This window comes from Rouxiella sp. Mn2063, assembly GCF_049319665.1.
In the GTDB taxonomy this organism is placed as follows: Bacteria; Pseudomonadota; Gammaproteobacteria; order Enterobacterales; family Enterobacteriaceae; genus JBMOUD01.
On the sequence record NZ_JBMOUD010000014.1, the window covers coordinates 63084 to 78795 of the forward strand.

At 48.7% G+C, this 15712-nt stretch carries 14 protein-coding genes; all 14 read left to right on the top strand.

All coding sequences use genetic code 11. The features are described 5' to 3' along the window. The first annotated feature begins 12 nt into the window (after window positions 1–12). Window positions 13–519, top strand: a complete 507-nt coding sequence (gene tssJ / locus ACL9RG_RS18005) for a type VI secretion system lipoprotein TssJ (RefSeq protein ID WP_422794009.1) — start codon at window positions 13–15, stop codon at window positions 517–519. Window positions 520–557: 38 nt separating this feature from the next. Next, the gene (gene tssK / locus ACL9RG_RS18010; RefSeq protein ID WP_422794010.1) at window positions 558–1901 is read left to right on the top strand and encodes a type VI secretion system baseplate subunit TssK; all 1344 of its coding nucleotides are present in this window, start codon (window positions 558–560) and stop codon (window positions 1899–1901) included. A 17-nt stretch (window positions 1902–1918) separates the two neighbouring features. Beyond that, window positions 1919–3157: a DotU family type VI secretion system protein gene (locus ACL9RG_RS18015; RefSeq protein ID WP_422794011.1), complete on the top strand. Its 1239-nt coding sequence runs from the start codon at window positions 1919–1921 to the stop codon at window positions 3155–3157. A 3-nt stretch (window positions 3158–3160) separates the two neighbouring features. Continuing rightward, a complete protein-coding gene (gene tssM / locus ACL9RG_RS18020; RefSeq protein ID WP_422794012.1) occupies window positions 3161–6787 on the top strand; it encodes a type VI secretion system membrane subunit TssM in 3627 nt (1208 codons plus the stop codon). Window positions 6788–6818: 31 nt separating this feature from the next. Then, window positions 6819–7529 carry a type VI secretion system-associated protein TagF gene (tagF, locus tag ACL9RG_RS18025; protein WP_422794073.1) on the top strand — a complete coding sequence of 237 codons (711 nt, stop codon included), beginning with the start codon at window positions 6819–6821 and terminating at the stop codon, window positions 7527–7529. Window positions 7530–7589: 60 nt separating this feature from the next. Continuing rightward, window positions 7590–8606: a type VI secretion system protein TssA gene (gene tssA, locus ACL9RG_RS18030; protein WP_422794013.1), complete on the top strand. Its 1017-nt coding sequence runs from the start codon at window positions 7590–7592 to the stop codon at window positions 8604–8606. Window positions 8607–8681: 75 nt separating this feature from the next. After that, the gene (gene tssB, locus ACL9RG_RS18035) at window positions 8682–9206 is read left to right on the top strand and encodes a type VI secretion system contractile sheath small subunit (RefSeq protein WP_422794014.1); all 525 of its coding nucleotides are present in this window, start codon (window positions 8682–8684) and stop codon (window positions 9204–9206) included. Between the two features lie 3 nt (window positions 9207–9209). Continuing rightward, window positions 9210–10709, top strand: coding sequence for a type VI secretion system contractile sheath large subunit (gene tssC, locus ACL9RG_RS18040; RefSeq protein WP_422794015.1), 1500 nt, complete (start codon window positions 9210–9212; stop codon window positions 10707–10709). 106 nt (window positions 10710–10815) lie between these two features. Next, window positions 10816–11481, top strand: a complete 666-nt coding sequence (locus ACL9RG_RS18045; RefSeq protein ID WP_422794016.1) for a hypothetical protein — start codon at window positions 10816–10818, stop codon at window positions 11479–11481. Window positions 11482–12746: 1265 nt separating this feature from the next. Further along, entirely contained in the window at window positions 12747–13229 is a 483-nt protein-coding gene (locus tag ACL9RG_RS18050; protein WP_422794017.1) for an Hcp family type VI secretion system effector, read from the top strand. Window positions 13230–13290: 61 nt separating this feature from the next. Then, entirely contained in the window at window positions 13291–13848 is a 558-nt protein-coding gene (locus ACL9RG_RS18055) for a hypothetical protein (protein ID WP_422794018.1), read from the top strand. A gap of 59 nt (window positions 13849–13907) precedes the next feature. Then, window positions 13908–14324, top strand: a complete 417-nt coding sequence (locus ACL9RG_RS18060; protein ID WP_422794019.1) for a lysozyme inhibitor LprI family protein — start codon at window positions 13908–13910, stop codon at window positions 14322–14324. 64 nt (window positions 14325–14388) lie between these two features. Beyond that, on the top strand, window positions 14389–15183 hold the full coding sequence (locus ACL9RG_RS18065; RefSeq protein WP_422794020.1) for a lysozyme inhibitor LprI family protein: 795 nt from the start codon (window positions 14389–14391) through the stop codon (window positions 15181–15183). 25 nt (window positions 15184–15208) lie between these two features. Beyond that, window positions 15209–15604: a lysozyme inhibitor LprI family protein gene (locus ACL9RG_RS18070; RefSeq protein ID WP_422794021.1), complete on the top strand. Its 396-nt coding sequence runs from the start codon at window positions 15209–15211 to the stop codon at window positions 15602–15604. Window positions 15605–15712 lie beyond the last annotated feature (108 nt).

Below are 15712 nucleotides of genomic sequence, written 5' to 3' on the forward strand. Positions count from 1 at the left end.
GAGCGACATCGTATGAAAAAAAACAATATATTACGGCAGGGAATGGCAGTGCTTTTCCTTGCCGCCTTAACCCTAATCGGTGGTTGTGTTTCGTCTTCACGCAGCGTTCCTTCCAATTACAGCCTGAACTTTAAGGCCCATCCGCAAATAAACGACTCCGCACCGCTGAAAGTCAGGGTGCTGCTGTTGAAGTCGGACGCTGATTTTATGTCTGCCGATTTCTACTCGTTGCAAAATAGTGCTCAAACCGTATTGGGTAATAATCTGCTCAATAGTGATGAGTTCTTCCTGATGCCTGGTCAGCTCAATAAAACCTTGAGCGGTCAGAGCGTTGAAGGCGCTCGTTATATTGGGATTATGGCGGAGTATCAATCTTTGGATGGCAAAAAGTGGCGCATTTCCTTGCCGCTTCCTGTGCCAAGCCAAAACAGCGTGTATAAATTCTGGAAATGGTCGTCGGACGAATTGCAAGCTAACATTTTTCTTGATGTGAATGGCGTTCGTGCCGTTAGCGAATAAGGGATATCCAGGCGCATTGCGCCTTATGGGAAATCAGTATGAACAAAGCAGAAAAGGTCGTCTGGACCGAAGGGATGTTCCTACGTCCGCACCATTTCCAACGTGCGGAAAGCCACCTGCAACACCATATTCGTGAATGGGGAAACCTGCAGCGGCCATATCTTTGGGGCTTTTTGGACCTGGAGTTTGATGAAGCGATGCTACGTCAAGGTCGAGTTGCACTGAGCTACGCCAGCGGCCTGTTGCCGGATGGTACGCCGTTCTCTTTCCGCGATGCTCGCCACGGCCCTGCACCACTCGATATTCCCGATAACCTTTCCCATGAACGCGTCGTACTGGCCTTGCCATCGCGTCGTGGCGGCCGAGAAGAAGTTATTTTCAGCGAATCTGCTGACTCTTTGGCGCGTTATATCAGTTTTGAAGAAGAAATTGATGACGATAACGCCATCTCTGTTGGCGCGGCTGCCGTGCAGTTTGGCCGCCTGCGTTTGAAACTGATGCTGGAAAGCGAACTGACTGCCGAATGGACGGCGATTGGCGTCGCGCAGGTTATTGAGAAACGCAACGATAAACAAGTGCGCCTCGATACCGCTTACATTCCGCCGACGCTCAACGTCATTAATAACCTGACGTTGTACGGCATGCTCAATGATATGCAGGGTTTACTTTCTCAACGCAGTCAGCAAATTGGCCAGCGTTTAAAGCAGCCGGGCCGCTTTAATACTTCCGAGATGGTTGAGTTCATGCTGCTGGCGCTGATTAACCAGAATTTGGGGCATGTTACCCATCTGAAAAGCCTGCCGCTATTACATCCCGAATCGCTGTGGCGAGACTGGATAACCTTCGCCACACAATTGAGTACCTGGACGGCAGCACGCACGCCGGACGGTTCATTGCCTGTTTACGATCACGATAATTTGGCCGGATGTTTTGGCAAGCTGCTTTTGCTATTGCGCCAAGGTCTGTCATTGGTGATGGAAGAAAATGCAATCCAACTGCCGCTCACCGAGCGTTCTCATGGCCTGAATGTGGCAACGGTTCCAGAGAGCAATATGGTGCGCGAATTTGGCTTTGTACTGGCGGTGAAAGCCAGCATTCCGGGCGAAGCACTCAAAACCCACTTCCCGGCGCAGATGAAAATTGCTCCGGTCAGCAAGATTCGCGATCTGGTACAGCTGCAACTACCGGGCATCGTGTTACGTGCCATGTCAGTCGCCCCGCCACAAATCCCATGGCATTCCGGCTATAGCTATTTCGAGTTGGAGAAGGGCAGCGAACTGTGGAAAGAAATGGAAAAGTCTGGCGCATTTGCTCTGCACCTTGCGGGCGAATTCCCAGGTCTTGATATGGAGTTTTGGGCCATCCGTAGCCCGACCGAATAACTCAACGAGCGCTGAATATGCAGGAACGACAATCCACTGGTAGCGATGCCATTTTTTCAGGTAGCAGCAGTAACAATCCGCTGGTAGCCGCGGCTAACCCGCTGCTTAATGCCATACCGCAAATTCGTCATTCGGTATCCCATGACGATCAGGCAGGGCTACGTCAACGCCTGATCGACGAAATACGCCGTTTTGAGGTACGCAGCCAACAGGCGGGGCTGCCTTATGAAGTGATTGTCGGCGCTCGTTATTGTTTATGTACCGCGCTCGATGAGGCCGCTGCATTAACCCCGTGGGGCAGTCGCGGCGTCTGGTCCGGCAGTGGTCTATTGGTGACCTTCCATAATGAAACCTGGGGCGGGGAGAAATTCTTCCAACTCCTGGCGCGTTTATCGCAAAATCCGCGTGAACATATCAATTTGCTGGAGTTGATCAACTTCTGCCTGTTACTCGGTTTTGAAGGACGTTATCGCGTGCTGGATAACGGGCGCACACAAATTGACACCATCAAACAGCGTCTGTGGCAAATGATCCGCAGCGTGCGTGGCAGCTACCCGCCGCCGCTGTCGCCACATCCAGAAGATCAGCCGGTATTACGCAAACTCTGGCGTCCGTTGGTGCCGCTGTGGGCCTGTGTCGCATTGGCTGGTTTTATCGCTTGCCTGTTCTACATCACGCTTAACTGGCATCTGGGGGATAACACCAACGCGGTGATGGCCAAGATTTATCAAACACCGCTACCGGAAGCCAGTATTCAGCAGCCGGCGGTCAATCAGCCCGCGGTGCTTAACTTACGTACTTTCCTGCGCCCAGAAATTCAGGCCGGTTTGATTGCCGTACGCGATGAGGCTGACCGCAGCGTGGTGACACTAAAAGGTGATGGCCTGTTTGCTTCAGCCTCTACCGTGGTTCGTGACCGTTATGATCCGGTGATCAGCCGCATTGCTCAAGCAATGAACAATGTCAGCGGCAAGATTCTGGTCGTGGGTTATAGCGACAATGTGCCGATTCGCAGCGCGCGTTTCGCCTCAAACTATGAGCTCTCACTCGATCGCGCCCGCTCGGTACAGTCGATGTTGCAAAAGCATCTTTCTCAACCGCAACGGGCAAAAGCTGAAGGCCGTGGCGAGATGAACCCAATTGCACCGAACAACACCCCTGAGAACCGCGCCCGTAACCGCCGTGTGGAAATTACTCTGCTGGTGTCACCCGATAACACGCTAGCCGAGCTGAACGGATTGCCGCAAGGAAATTAAGGAATGCTGACTCTTCTCATTTCAATTATTACCAACCGCATACTTTGGGGTTTCCTCGGGGTGACGGCGTTTTCCGCCGTGGTGTGGATGATTGGCCCACTGCTATCGATTGTCGATACCCGTCCGTTTGAATCGACACAAAACCGCGTCATCTGTATCGGGTTATTGTATTTGGTATGGATACACAGCCACGTTGTCCCACGTATTTATAACGCGTGGCTTAATCGTAAGCTGATGGACAACCTGAAAGAAAACGCCGGTGAAAACCCGAAAAAGCCGGGCGATCATCAACGTCTGAATAACGAGGATCAGATCCTCGCCGATCGCTTTGACGAGGCGGCGCAGATCCTTAAAAAAGCCCACTTTAGTAAATCTGGTCAGGCGGGTGCCCAGTGGTCGCAGCGCTTTAGCTCACAATATCTCTATCAGCTGCCGTGGTACGTGATTATCGGTGCACCAGGCTCGGGGAAAACAACCGCGCTGGTCAATTCCGGTTTGCAATTCCCGTTGGCCGATCGCTTCGGCAAGACTGCGCTACGTGGTATCGGTGGTACGCGTAACTGCGACTGGTGGTTTACCAATGAAGCCGTGTTACTCGATACGGCAGGGCGCTATACCACGCAAGAGAGTCAGCAGGCGCAGGATGCCAGTGAATGGCTGCGTTTTGTCGGCTTACTAAGCAAGTACCGTCGTCGTCAGCCAATTAACGGCGTGATCATTACTGTCAGCGTCTCCGACTTGCTCACCCAATCGGCGGAAGCCTCGCAGCAGCAGGCGGTAAACCTGCGCCAACGTTTATCTGAACTGCATGAGCAACTGGGTATTCGTTTCCCGGTTTATGTGTTGGTCACTAAAGCGGACTTGTTAAAAGGTTTCCGCGCTTACTTTGCTCGTTTTGACAAAGCTCAGCGCGATCAAATCTGGGGCTTTACCTTCCCATGGGAACAGTCTAAACACGCCGATTTTGACTTAATGGGCAGCTTCACCCAAGAGTTTGCTTTGCTGCAACAGCGACTTGATGCCGGCTTGGCCGATACTTTGCTGCAAGAGAGCGATGCCAAAGCGCGTGCCGAATGTTATCTCTTCCCGCAGGAGTTTGCGGCGCTGCGTCCGTTACTGGCCGATTATCTGAGCACGGTGTTTGCCCGTTCTAATTTTGAAACCGAATTCTCGCCGCGCGGTATCTACCTGGCCAGCGGTACGCAAGAAGGCTTGCCGTTTGACCGCGTGATGGGCGAATTGAACCGCGCCCTGTCATTACCAGAAGGCAGTGACAGCGATAGCTGGGATTCAGTCAGTAAAGAAGCACCGATTCCAGGTGGCAAAGGCCAAAGCTTCTTTATTAAAAACTTGCTGCAAAACGTGGTCTTCCAGGAAGCCGGAATTGCCGGACAAAACCGCTGGTGGGAACTGCGTAACCGGGCGGTAATTTGGTCTGGTTATGCCGTGCTGTTAGCGTTGCTGGTGATTTTGGGTGGGTTGTGGTTTGCCAGCTATGGCAATAACAAAAGCTATCTGCAAGATGTGCAGGCCAAAGTGCCGGGCGTTGAACAACAGAGCAAAGCCTTACAAGCCAACAACCAGCGCGATCTTTTCTCACAGCTACCGCTGTTGAATAGCCTGCTGGAATTACCAAAAAGTGAAGAGTTCGACGTTAATCATCCACCGATCACCCGCCGTATGGGGCTATACCGCGGCTATGACGTCAGTGACGCTTCGCAATCGTTGTACCAAAAAGCGCTCGAACAGATGCTATTGCCTGAAGTGGCGATGCGTATTACCAACTGGCTGCGCAACGACAACGGCAGCGATGTGGAATACAGCTATGAAGCGCTAAAAGCCTATCAAATGCTGTATCAGCCGAAGCATTACGATGGCAAATTCTTACAGTCTTGGGTGATGCTCAATCTGGAACGTAACTTGCCGCAAAACGTCACCAAAGCGCAGTTACGCCAGTTAGAATGGCATTTAGCACAGTTGCTTGAGTCCAAAATTCAGACATCGCCGTATGCCAAAGATGATGCGTTGATTTCCCGCCAACAGGCACTGATCAACCAAAAGCCGCTATCAGCACGCGTTTACGGTCGCCTCAAACGCCTGCTGGAGAATGATGAAAACGTAAAACCGGTTTCGCTTGCCACGCTTGGCGGCCCGCAGAGTGAACTGGTGTTCTCGCGTAAAAGCGGCAAATCAATCGGTGATGGCGTGCCGGGGCTATTTACCCCGGACGGCTACTGGAAAAACTTTAACGGTCAAATAGATAAGGTCACCGCGTCGCTGCACGACGATGATACCTGGGTGCTGGGTGCGAATACGGCGCAGGAAGACAAGCAGCAAACGGATAATGCCGTGCGCCAGCTCTACATGCGCGATTTTATCGGCCAATGGGATAGCTTCCTCAGCGATATCCAGCTGAATAACAGCGCCGATCTCTCCCAGCGTATTAACACGGCACGCTTGTTATCTGGCACGAATTCACCGCTGCGCCGCTTGGTACTGAATTTAAGTCAGGTGCTAACGTTATCTCGCGAAGCACCGGATGATGCCAGCAAGGCTAAACCTAAGGATAACGGCAGTAGTTCGACCCAAACTTTAGAAGCGTTGTTTAGCAATAAAGATAATGGTCCAACCGCGGCGGCCGCGGTAGTACAGAGTCCAGAACAAGTGGTGACCGACCACTATGCACCTATTATCGAGTTGGCTCAGCCGCTGGAAAAAGGTGGGAAAACCATCGTCTTTGATGATTTCCTTAAGCAGGTCGATGAGCTTTATCGTTATCTGACGGCCGTGCAAGATGCTGCTAATAGCGGAATGCCAGCGCCAAGCGGCGAAGCTATCAGCCGATTGCAGGCGAGCGCCGGACGCTTGCCGGGCGGTCTACAAACCATGTTTAGCAACATGGCAGTCGGTGCCAGCAGCGATACGCAGCGCCGGGATCTAGATAATGTGCGTAAACGAATTAGCGTCGAAGTTGGCAGTTTCTGTCGTCAGGCTATTGCCGGTCGTTATCCGCTGGTACGTTCTGCCAGCAGCGAAGTCACCCCGGATGATTTGGCGCGCATGTTTGCACCAGGTACCGGGCTGATGGATACCTTCTTCCGCGATAACCTGGCGAATAAAATCGATACCACTCAGGCCAGTTGGCGCTTTATGCCCGGTATTGATGGCAAAACTTTACCGGGTAGTGAAGGGCTGCTGCGTCCGTTCCAGCAGGCGCAGTACATTCGTGATGCCTTTTTTGCCAACGGTGCAACGACCCCTTCTTTCCGCGTCACAGTGCGTACCGTGCAGATGGATAACAATATCCTGAATCTGACGTTGGACGTTGATGGGCAGCTGCTGCGCTATAGCCACGGCCCGCAGGCGGTACAGATGGTGAGTTGGCCGGGGCCGGGCGGTACCAGCCAGGTGCGCATGCAACTGGGGCTGACCAACGGTACAACGTCAACCTTGGTCACTAATGGTGCCTGGGCACTGAACCGCTTCTTCGACAAAGCGCGTATTTCGCCGGGTAGCGGCAGTCTCAGTCGTCAGGCCACCTTTAGTGTTGATGGTCATCAAGTGACACTAGAGTTTACGCCAAACAGTATCCGTAACCCTTTCCAGTCTCCTGGCTTCTCATGCCCATAACCGCAAGGACCTAAGCATGACAACGACTCCTGTGACGAGCACGCCAGCGATTAGCTGGTATGGAAAATTACCCAGCGTTGGCGACTTTTTACAACGCCGCTTTCCTGAAGTCATCCAGCGCCAGTGGTCGCACTGGTTTCAGGTTGGCCTGCTGAATTGGCAAAAGGAGCAAGAGCGGGGCGTCTCTGGCCGCCAGTTTAGCAATGCGCCAGTGTGGAATTTTGTAGTACCGCCAATGCTTGGTAGCCAGCAGGTTCAGATGGGCTGTCTGCTGCCGGGACGTGACAGCGTGGGCCGACAATATCCGGTATGTGCCTTGCTGGCCTTTAATCCTGGACAGTGGTCGGTGCGTCAACTGGCACAAGCGGGAAATTGGTACGAACAACTGGGGCGTACATTGTTACACGCCGTGCGCAATGGCTTTTCTGCTGAGCAACTAGACCAAGCCTTGCTGGCTATCCCCGCGCCACCGCTGGCTCCGATTGAAACACGTTCAGAAATCCTTGATGTCATTGGTTATGACGGTGAGGGCAGCAGCACGTTGGGTTGGCAACAAGCAGCAGACTGTTTTGACCCACAGCGTCAGACCAGCTTCTGGTGGACCAATCGCAGCGATGGCTATCCGCTTTATACCCATGTGCATAGCGGCAATTTTACCGGGCAACTTTTCTCTCTGCTGTTCGCTCCTGCTGGTGGAGCTCGACCGGGGCGACATGGGCTTTATCCGCCCATGTTTGAGTAAGTAAGACGTTTCAATAAGTAAGACGTTTGAAAAAGCATGACGTTTAAATAGCAGGTACGCATGAATATTGATGATTTCCTCACCCCGGTTAGCCCTGAGCAACCCTGCGGCGAGAATCTAGAATACGACGCCGATTTTCAGGCGATGGAACAGGCCAGTCAGGGAAAAGTAGAACAGCAGTTCGGCGATACGATTATTCCAGCAGAACCTGCCGATTGGACTAAAGTTGAGAAACTGGCCTCTGCTTTGCTAACGCGCACCAAAGACCTACGCGTCATGCTGGCACTGACCCACGCGTGGACCAAACGCCGGGGTTTAGCGGGTTATGCCGATGGTTTATTGCTGATTCAACAAGCGCTGTCACTGTACTGGGATAGCCTCTATCCGCCGCAAGAAGAGTATGGCGAAATCGACCCGTTTTATCGTATTAACGCGTTGGCTGCGCTGAGTGACAAATCTTCGTTGACCAGCGCACTGCGTCAATCGAGTTTATTACGCAGCGGGGCTGATGAGATTTCTTTACGTGATGCGCAGGCATTACTCGATGGCAGCAAAACCGAATGCCCAGATTATCCGGGCGGCCGTTCGCGTCTGGTTGATGAACTGGCACGCGGTGGCCAAGCGGGTATTGACGCTATTTTGCAGATCCATCCTCGCTTGCAGACTATTCGCGAGATGCTGGTCGGCTACCTGAGCGAAAGCGGGGCGCCGGAAATGGAGCAGTTGCAGAAGACGGTTTCCTTGGTGGCCTCGGCCTGTCAGGCCACCGATCTGGGGTCGTTCATCCCAACGCGTGAACAGTTGGAGGCACCGATGGAAAACGAGGTGGTGAATGTTGCAGCACCGGCACGTCAGCCAACCGACTGGCGCAGCGTGCAGGCTACCACGCGTGAAGATGCTCAGCTCATGCTCGAGAAAGTTAAACAGTACTTCGTGCAGTACGAGCCAAGCCATCCGGCACCGCTGATGATTGAACGTGTACAGCGGGTGATTGAGATGAACTTTATGGACATTATTCGTGATTTGGCACCGGACGGCGTCAATCAACTAGAAAACATTTTGGGACGTCGCGATTGACGCGTCCGCCCGTTACAACGGCCGGCATGATGCCCGCCGTCAAACCCTCACCGCGCATATTCGATGGAGAACACCATGGCAATGAGTAACAGTGGGCAAAAATTTATCGCCCGTAACCGAGCGCCCCGCGTGCAGATTGAGTACGACGTAGAGATTTATGGCGCGGAACGCAAAATCCAGCTGCCGTTTGTCATGGGGGTCATGGCTGATCTGGTCGGTAAACCCGTCGAGAACCTGCCTGCGGTTGATGAGCGTAAATTCCTTGAGATCGACATTGATAACTTTGACGAACGCATGAAAGCGCTGAAACCACGCGTAGCGTTCCAGGTCGACAATACGTTGACTGGCGAAGGAAAACTCAATGTCGACCTCACTTTCGACAGCATGGAAGACTTCTTGCCGGATGCAGTGGCACGTAAAGTTGAGCCGCTTAACAAGCTGCTAGAAGCGCGCACTCAACTGTCTAACCTGCTGACCTACATGGATGGCAAAAATGGCGCTGAAGAGTTGATTGCCAAAGTGCTGCAAGATCCTACGCTGCTCAAGAGTCTGAGCCAGTTGCCGAAAAATGACGATGGCGCTAAAGGTCACGAGGAGTAATCGATGAGCAATCCTTCTTCGCAGCATGAACAACAGTCCCAACAGGCGTTCAGCCAGGACGAATTCAGCGCGCTGCTCAATAAAGAATTTCGCCCAAAAACCGATCAGGCACGATCTGCGGTAGAAAGCGCGGTACAAACTCTGGCGCAACAAGCGTTGGAAAACACCGTTACGCTCTCTTCTGATACTTATCGCACCATTCAGAATTTGATCGCCGGGATCGACGAAAAACTGTCTCAACAGGTGAACCAGATCATTCACCATGACGAGTTCCAGAAACTGGAAAGCGCCTGGCGTGGTTTGAATCATTTGGTGAATAACACCGAAACCGATGAGATGCTGAAAATTCGCTTTATGAGCATCTCCAAACAAGAGCTGGGCCGCACCCTGAAACGCTTTAAAGGCGTGGGCTGGGACCAAAGCCCAATCTTCAAAAAAATCTACGAAGAAGAGTATGGCCAGTTTGGTGGCGAACCCTTCGGCTGCCTGGTTGGCGATTACTACTTCGACCACAGTCCGCAGGATGTTGAACTGCTGGGCGAAATCGCGCGCATTGGCGCCGCTTCACACTGTCCGTTCATTACCGGTACCGCGCCAAGCGTCATGCAGATGGAATCTTGGCAGGAACTGGCGAACCCGCGCGATCTGACCAAGATTTTCCAGAACACCGAATACGCCGCATGGCGCTCGCTGCGTGAATCTGAAGATGCACGTTACCTCGGTTTGGTAATGCCGCGCTTCTTGTCGCGTCTGCCTTATGGCATTCGTACTAACCCGGTGGACAGCTTCGATTTTGAAGAAGAGACCGAAGGCGCAGATCACGGCAACTACACTTGGGCTAACGCGGCTTATGCCATGGCGGCCAACATCAACCGTTCATTCAAAGAATTCGGCTGGTGTACCTCGATTCGCGGTGTGGAATCTGGCGGTGCGGTAGAAAACTTGCCGTGTCACACCTTCCCAAGTGACGACGGCGGCGTGGACATGAAGTGTCCGACCGAAATCGCTATCAGCGACCGTCGTGAAGCCGAGCTGGCGAAAAACGGCTTTATGCCGCTGATCCACCGTAAAAACTCTGACTTCGCCGCATTTATCGGCGCACAGTCGCTGCAAAAACCGGCGGAATACCACGATGCTGATGCCACCGCTAATGCGCGTTTGGCCTCTCGTTTACCATATCTGTTCGCCTGCTGCCGCTTTGCGCACTACCTGAAGTGCATCGTGCGTGACAAGATTGGTTCATTCCGCGAGCGTGACGAAATGGAACGTTGGTTGAATGACTGGGTAATGAACTACGTCGACGGTGACCCGGCGAACTCCTCACAAGAGACCAAAGCACGTAAGCCGCTGGCTGCTGCGGAAGTACAAGTGGAAGAGATCGAAGACAACCCGGGTTACTACACGGCTAAGTTCTTCCTGCGTCCGCACTACCAGTTGGAAGGCCTGACCGTTTCGCTGCGTCTGGTTTCTAAATTGCCATCGCTGAAGTCGAAAGAAGCGTAATGGTTGCAACTGCAACTTGAAGTATAAGGGTAATAGAATAAATACAACCACACGGCGAGTTTTGGAAAATGCCGTGTGGTTTAAAGCCAGTTTATAGGAGATAACTATGCCGATGAGTTCACCAAAGCAAATCGCTGATGGAATGCTGAAGTTCTTCGAAAATCGTAAAAAAAGCAACGCTGAAGTTTTTTTTCAAGGTGCCGTTAGCGGTTTTATGGATATTCCAGAGGATTTGTGGGCTCTGACTCGAGATTTTCTTGATAGTGATAACCGCTGGCGAAATGAGACAGACCGAATTAGGCTATTAACACTCATTAAAAGAGGTGTGACATCAGAAGATGTTAGAAAGACTATTACTATAATTATACGGAAATATCTTTCTGGCTTGACCCAAGAACAGTCTGAGAAGTTATTTATAAAAATGGCTGGGAAGCAATTAGGCTCTATAGCTTTTAAAACATTCTTTGTGAATGAATTGGTTTCATTGTTTGCTGCTAGGGTTATTCCTAGGTTTTTGGTTTCAGCGGGTATGACCGGTGTTTTAAGTATTGGCGCATCAATTTCAAGATCAATTTATACATCTTATGAATTAAAGAAAATAAATCAAAGTATATATAATGAATTAAGAGGTGCTGGTGATTTGGATCTTCTATACTTTTTTATTGAGGACAGTGTTCAGCCTTTTATTGAAGCGATGAAATATCAAGGGCTAAATAGCTCGATAGACAGTGAAATATTTAATTATTTTTTAGATGGAGTGCCACGTGCCTGAAAAAATAATTAAATACTTCCTAGCTTATGCATTGATTTTTATATCTTTTCTTAGTTTCTTCACATGCCTGGCATATTATTTTTTTATTGCTGATTGGGGCGGTGATGTGATGAGTAAATGGATGAACGCAGTAATTATGATTTGTATAATTGCTACGTCCATGTTTATTTATTCGGTTGCGGATAAAATTAAGTCTAAAGCTTGATTTTTTTATATATTTTCCGCGTAATAATCCAGGCAAGTACTATTATTAGCAAGAAGATAGTCTTGCCAAAGATCACGCCTGATGATTGCCAAGTAAATGTTTCGTATGATATTACATTGTTGAACGAACTAATAATGTCTATTAATGAATAAATACCTATTATCAATAATAAGATTGATAATGAAAATAAAATATTAGCTTTCATGTTTAATTCCTATTGTTTACAAAATCATCTACAGATAATGCATTCTAGTTTGTCTCTGAAACGTTTGTCCAGATTTTAATTTTAGTTTTCTTCTCAAAGACATACTGTCTTGTTGAGAATATTCTGAATAATCTGATTTATATCGCTGAGGCTATCATTTGATATATGTAAATAAAATACATATTATTTTATCTTGCAGTATGATGAATTATATAAATTGAACTTACCTCCTTTAAAGCGTTATCGCAACAAGTCATAGTAACCTAGCACATTAATGGTTAGAAACGCCGGTGGTTCGATGAACATGCTCAAGGGGTGCAGAACATATTCGCTCCGATACGTTTCGTATTTATATGTATTTATTAAAGAACAATAAATGAAAAAGACATCGTTTCTGCTGTCATTGGCTGTTAGAGGAATGTATCTCGCGCCGTTGCCAGTAGCTGCGATATCTAAATAAAACTGATTGTTTATCGACGATTATCAATCATTGCGTTTTTACAATGATAAGGCACTAAAACCAGATACTTTGTGCGAAGTAGTATTTAGTTATTTTAAAAAGCTATCAGCAGAGCGCTTGCAATAAAGAGCATCTTGCTTAATTGATATCGCTCTGGAAAATCATCCTAGTGATTTTTAAATGACTTTGTACATAGCCTCATTTTTGATCAAACCCTAATTAAATTTAGCCACCTGGTTTATATCGGGAGGCTGAGAAAGCTAAATAAACATCCTGTTTATTTAGTGCGAGGCAGAGGTAAAATATGGACGGTTTTATTCGGCCCCATGCTTTCCTGTTTGCCATATAAGTGCTTTTTCTAAAGCAATAATTTTCATTAACGAAGAGTAGATACTATGGCTATTGATATGTTCCTGAAAGTTGATGGTGTGACCGGCGAATCTAAAGATTCTAACCACACTGGCTGGACTGACATCACTTCCTTCTCTTGGGGCGCATCCCAACCGGGAAATATGGGCGTTGGTGGCGGCGGCGGTGCCGGCAAAGTTAACTTTAACGATCTGCATGTGAATGCGCTGATCGACAAATCCACTACAGCAATTCTTAAGCACTGTGCAAGCGGTAAACACTTGAGCAAAGTTGAGCTGTCTGTTTGCAAAGCGGGTGGTCAGCAAGTTGAGTACGCACGTATCACGCTGGAAGATGTTCTTGTCACTTCCTTGCAGTATACCGGTGCTGATAATGGCGATACCGTTGGTGTGACTTATGCCTTCCAAGCTTCTAAAGTGAAACAGCAATACTGGGAGCAGACCTCTGCTGGCGGTAAAGGCGCAGAAAGCAGCGCTGGCTGGAACATCAAAGAAAACAAAGAAGCATAATATCGACCCCTCCCTTTTGGGGAGGGGTTTTACTACGCCGGTCAGGGTTTGCTGGATAACGATGATAAATATTCCAAAGAAAACGCTCACAAGCCTATTACTACTTGTTCCTTCGGTTTTGTTCGCTGATGCCAACCTAACGTTGGTCACCGTAAAGCCTTTTGAAAAATCAATTTATCAGGCTGCTGAAAATCAAAATATCAATAATGGTTCACCTACGGATAAACAAAGTTTCGCGTTAGAAAGCAGCGGCAAAGCGATAGGTTATTTCTTGGCGGGCCAAGGTTTCAATCAGAGAGATGATTCCGTGTGTTTTGTTGCGTGGTCAACACAATCTCCACATATCACTACTCTCATTCCAACCATTGGCTATGGTAACTGGGAATCTGAGATATGTAATGACACCAAAGCGGTAGGGATTATTTCCGCACCGAATAACACGGCTCTCAAACTGGCGGTCATTTATCAAGTGCAATCACCCAATGCAACGGCGACAGAATCTGTCATTTTTAATGTGAGTAATAGTGCACTGGCTGTAGATGAAAACCTCACTGAGAGAATAGGTGCGCAGGGCGCAACGACTATCAAAGAACTCAAATCGCTTTATAACAATCAATAAAGAAAATCATAAAGAGGCTGAATCTCTATTTTGGTATTAAAAACATCGGTAACGTTAATATGAATAAGACATCTTTGCTTAATACCTCATTCTGCCTATTAGCCTTTAGCGCATTATCTTTTACCACAATGGCACTTGCCGCTGAAGATTGCTCCAAAAAGACCAGCGATCCAGAAGTATTCACCTGCGCTGCGAACAACCGAACCGTGGCAGAAAAACAGCTAAACAGCGCTTATGCCGATGCTAAAAAGCGTATCGATGCGGCGTTCTCTCAGGATGCTGATATCAAAAAACAGTATCTGGCAGTATTTTTAGACTCACAGCGCAGCTGGTTAAAATATCGTGATACTCAATGCCAGTTAGTGGCACATATTGCTGATAAAAATAGTAACCCTTATCAGGTCTTCACTAACAATTGTATTGCTAACCTCGATGAAGAAAGAACCAAACAGTTAAAAGAAATTCCCTACGATTAATGTTGATATATGGCTAAATAAAAACATACGAATGTAATAACCCTAATGCCGAGCGAAATAAAAAATGACCTCAAAATATATAAAATCTGTGGTGGCATTTTTATTTATTGGATCTTGGTCTGTCTCAGTTTTGGCCGAAGATCAAACTGATTTAATGGGGAAATGGCAAGTTGTAGGGGCTTCTATCAACACCGAGTCTCAACGGACGTTGAATTATCAATACAACGATGACCGGCTGGTGGGGCGTGAACTGACGATAACACCACAGTCGATACTCTCAAACCTTCCTGGTAGTAACCACTGCCAGTCGCCGAGCTTTCAACAGCAGGAGCTCACGTTAGATAGCTGGGTGAAGAAAGCGGTGGGTGAGGCGGAGAGTGCTGATGCCAAAAGCTATAACCTTGGCTCGCCGGGAAATGATAGCGTCACGGTATTCAACATCAACTGCCAGAACGGAACGTTCTCGGGCGAGGGTGACGCGGATAATGTATTGATTGCCCTCTCGAGACATAAAATACGACTTAATTGGAGTGATGGTACTATTTTGATCCTTATTCCAGCCGATACGAACACTTTGCCACAACCGTCTTTCTCCTGCGCTAAAGCGAACAATGATACGGAGAATGCGATTTGTAATGATGCTGAGCTTGCTGCTTATGATGTCAGTGTTGATCGCGCTTTTAACTTCTGGCGTAAGCAGGCGGTGGCAGCCGGTAACAGCGTTGTGCAGCATCGAATACTCAAAACCCAAAGAGCCTGGTTACATGAGCGTAATAGCTGCGGTGAAGATAAAACCTGTCTGCGAACTCAGATGCAGCAACGTCTGGAATCTTTGGCTCATGCGATGGATGAGCAATAAAGTGATATCGACAAACGGAATGAACATGAAAAAGATAATACTCATCCCATTGGCTGCATTGTTATTTCTACCCAGCGTTTTTGCCGCGGATGTCTGTTCTGATCCGGCTTCGGATGTCGATGTATTGAACTGTGCGTTACAAGACAGAGAGCGTGCTGAAGTATCATTAAACCAGCAATATTTAGCGGCGAAAAAACGTATTGCAAGTCGTTATGCTGCTTCTCCCAAACTGGCCAGTGAATATCAAGAAACGTTACTTGATTCGCAGCGTGGCTGGCTTAAATATCGGGAGGGGCAGTGCAAACTTGAGGCCTTTTTGGCCGAAGAGAAAACCAGTGCCAACCAAGCGCTGGTGAGTCATTGTGTTGCCCATTTAAATAAACAACGTATTAATCAGTTAAAAGCGATGCCCTATGAATAAACCGACACAAGCAAAGAATAGAGCTGAGGAATTTAATTGCTGAGTTTTCTACTCATTCTGCGCTGAATTTGCATGTAAGATATTCTTTAGTATTAATAACCCACAGAC

Excerpts from the sequence above, each read along its gene's own strand:
- tssJ (WP_422794009.1), top strand. The coding sequence starts at position 13 with ATGAAAAAAAACAATATATTACGGCAGGGAATGGCAGTGCTTTTCCTT.
- tssK (WP_422794010.1), top strand. The coding sequence starts at position 558 with ATGAACAAAGCAGAAAAGGTCGTCTGGACCGAAGGGATGTTCCTACGT.
- ACL9RG_RS18015 (WP_422794011.1), top strand. The coding sequence starts at position 1,919 with ATGCAGGAACGACAATCCACTGGTAGCGATGCCATTTTTTCAGGTAGC.
- tssM (WP_422794012.1), top strand. The coding sequence starts at position 3,161 with ATGCTGACTCTTCTCATTTCAATTATTACCAACCGCATACTTTGGGGT.
- tssA (WP_422794013.1), top strand. The coding sequence starts at position 7,590 with ATGAATATTGATGATTTCCTCACCCCGGTTAGCCCTGAGCAACCCTGC.
- tssB (WP_422794014.1), top strand. The coding sequence starts at position 8,682 with ATGGCAATGAGTAACAGTGGGCAAAAATTTATCGCCCGTAACCGAGCG.
- tssC (WP_422794015.1), top strand. The coding sequence starts at position 9,210 with ATGAGCAATCCTTCTTCGCAGCATGAACAACAGTCCCAACAGGCGTTC.
- ACL9RG_RS18045 (WP_422794016.1), top strand. The coding sequence starts at position 10,816 with ATGCCGATGAGTTCACCAAAGCAAATCGCTGATGGAATGCTGAAGTTC.
- ACL9RG_RS18050 (WP_422794017.1), top strand. The coding sequence starts at position 12,747 with ATGGCTATTGATATGTTCCTGAAAGTTGATGGTGTGACCGGCGAATCT.
- ACL9RG_RS18055 (WP_422794018.1), top strand. The coding sequence starts at position 13,291 with ATGATAAATATTCCAAAGAAAACGCTCACAAGCCTATTACTACTTGTT.
- ACL9RG_RS18060 (WP_422794019.1), top strand. The coding sequence starts at position 13,908 with ATGAATAAGACATCTTTGCTTAATACCTCATTCTGCCTATTAGCCTTT.
- ACL9RG_RS18065 (WP_422794020.1), top strand. The coding sequence starts at position 14,389 with ATGACCTCAAAATATATAAAATCTGTGGTGGCATTTTTATTTATTGGA.
- ACL9RG_RS18070 (WP_422794021.1), top strand. The coding sequence starts at position 15,209 with ATGAAAAAGATAATACTCATCCCATTGGCTGCATTGTTATTTCTACCC.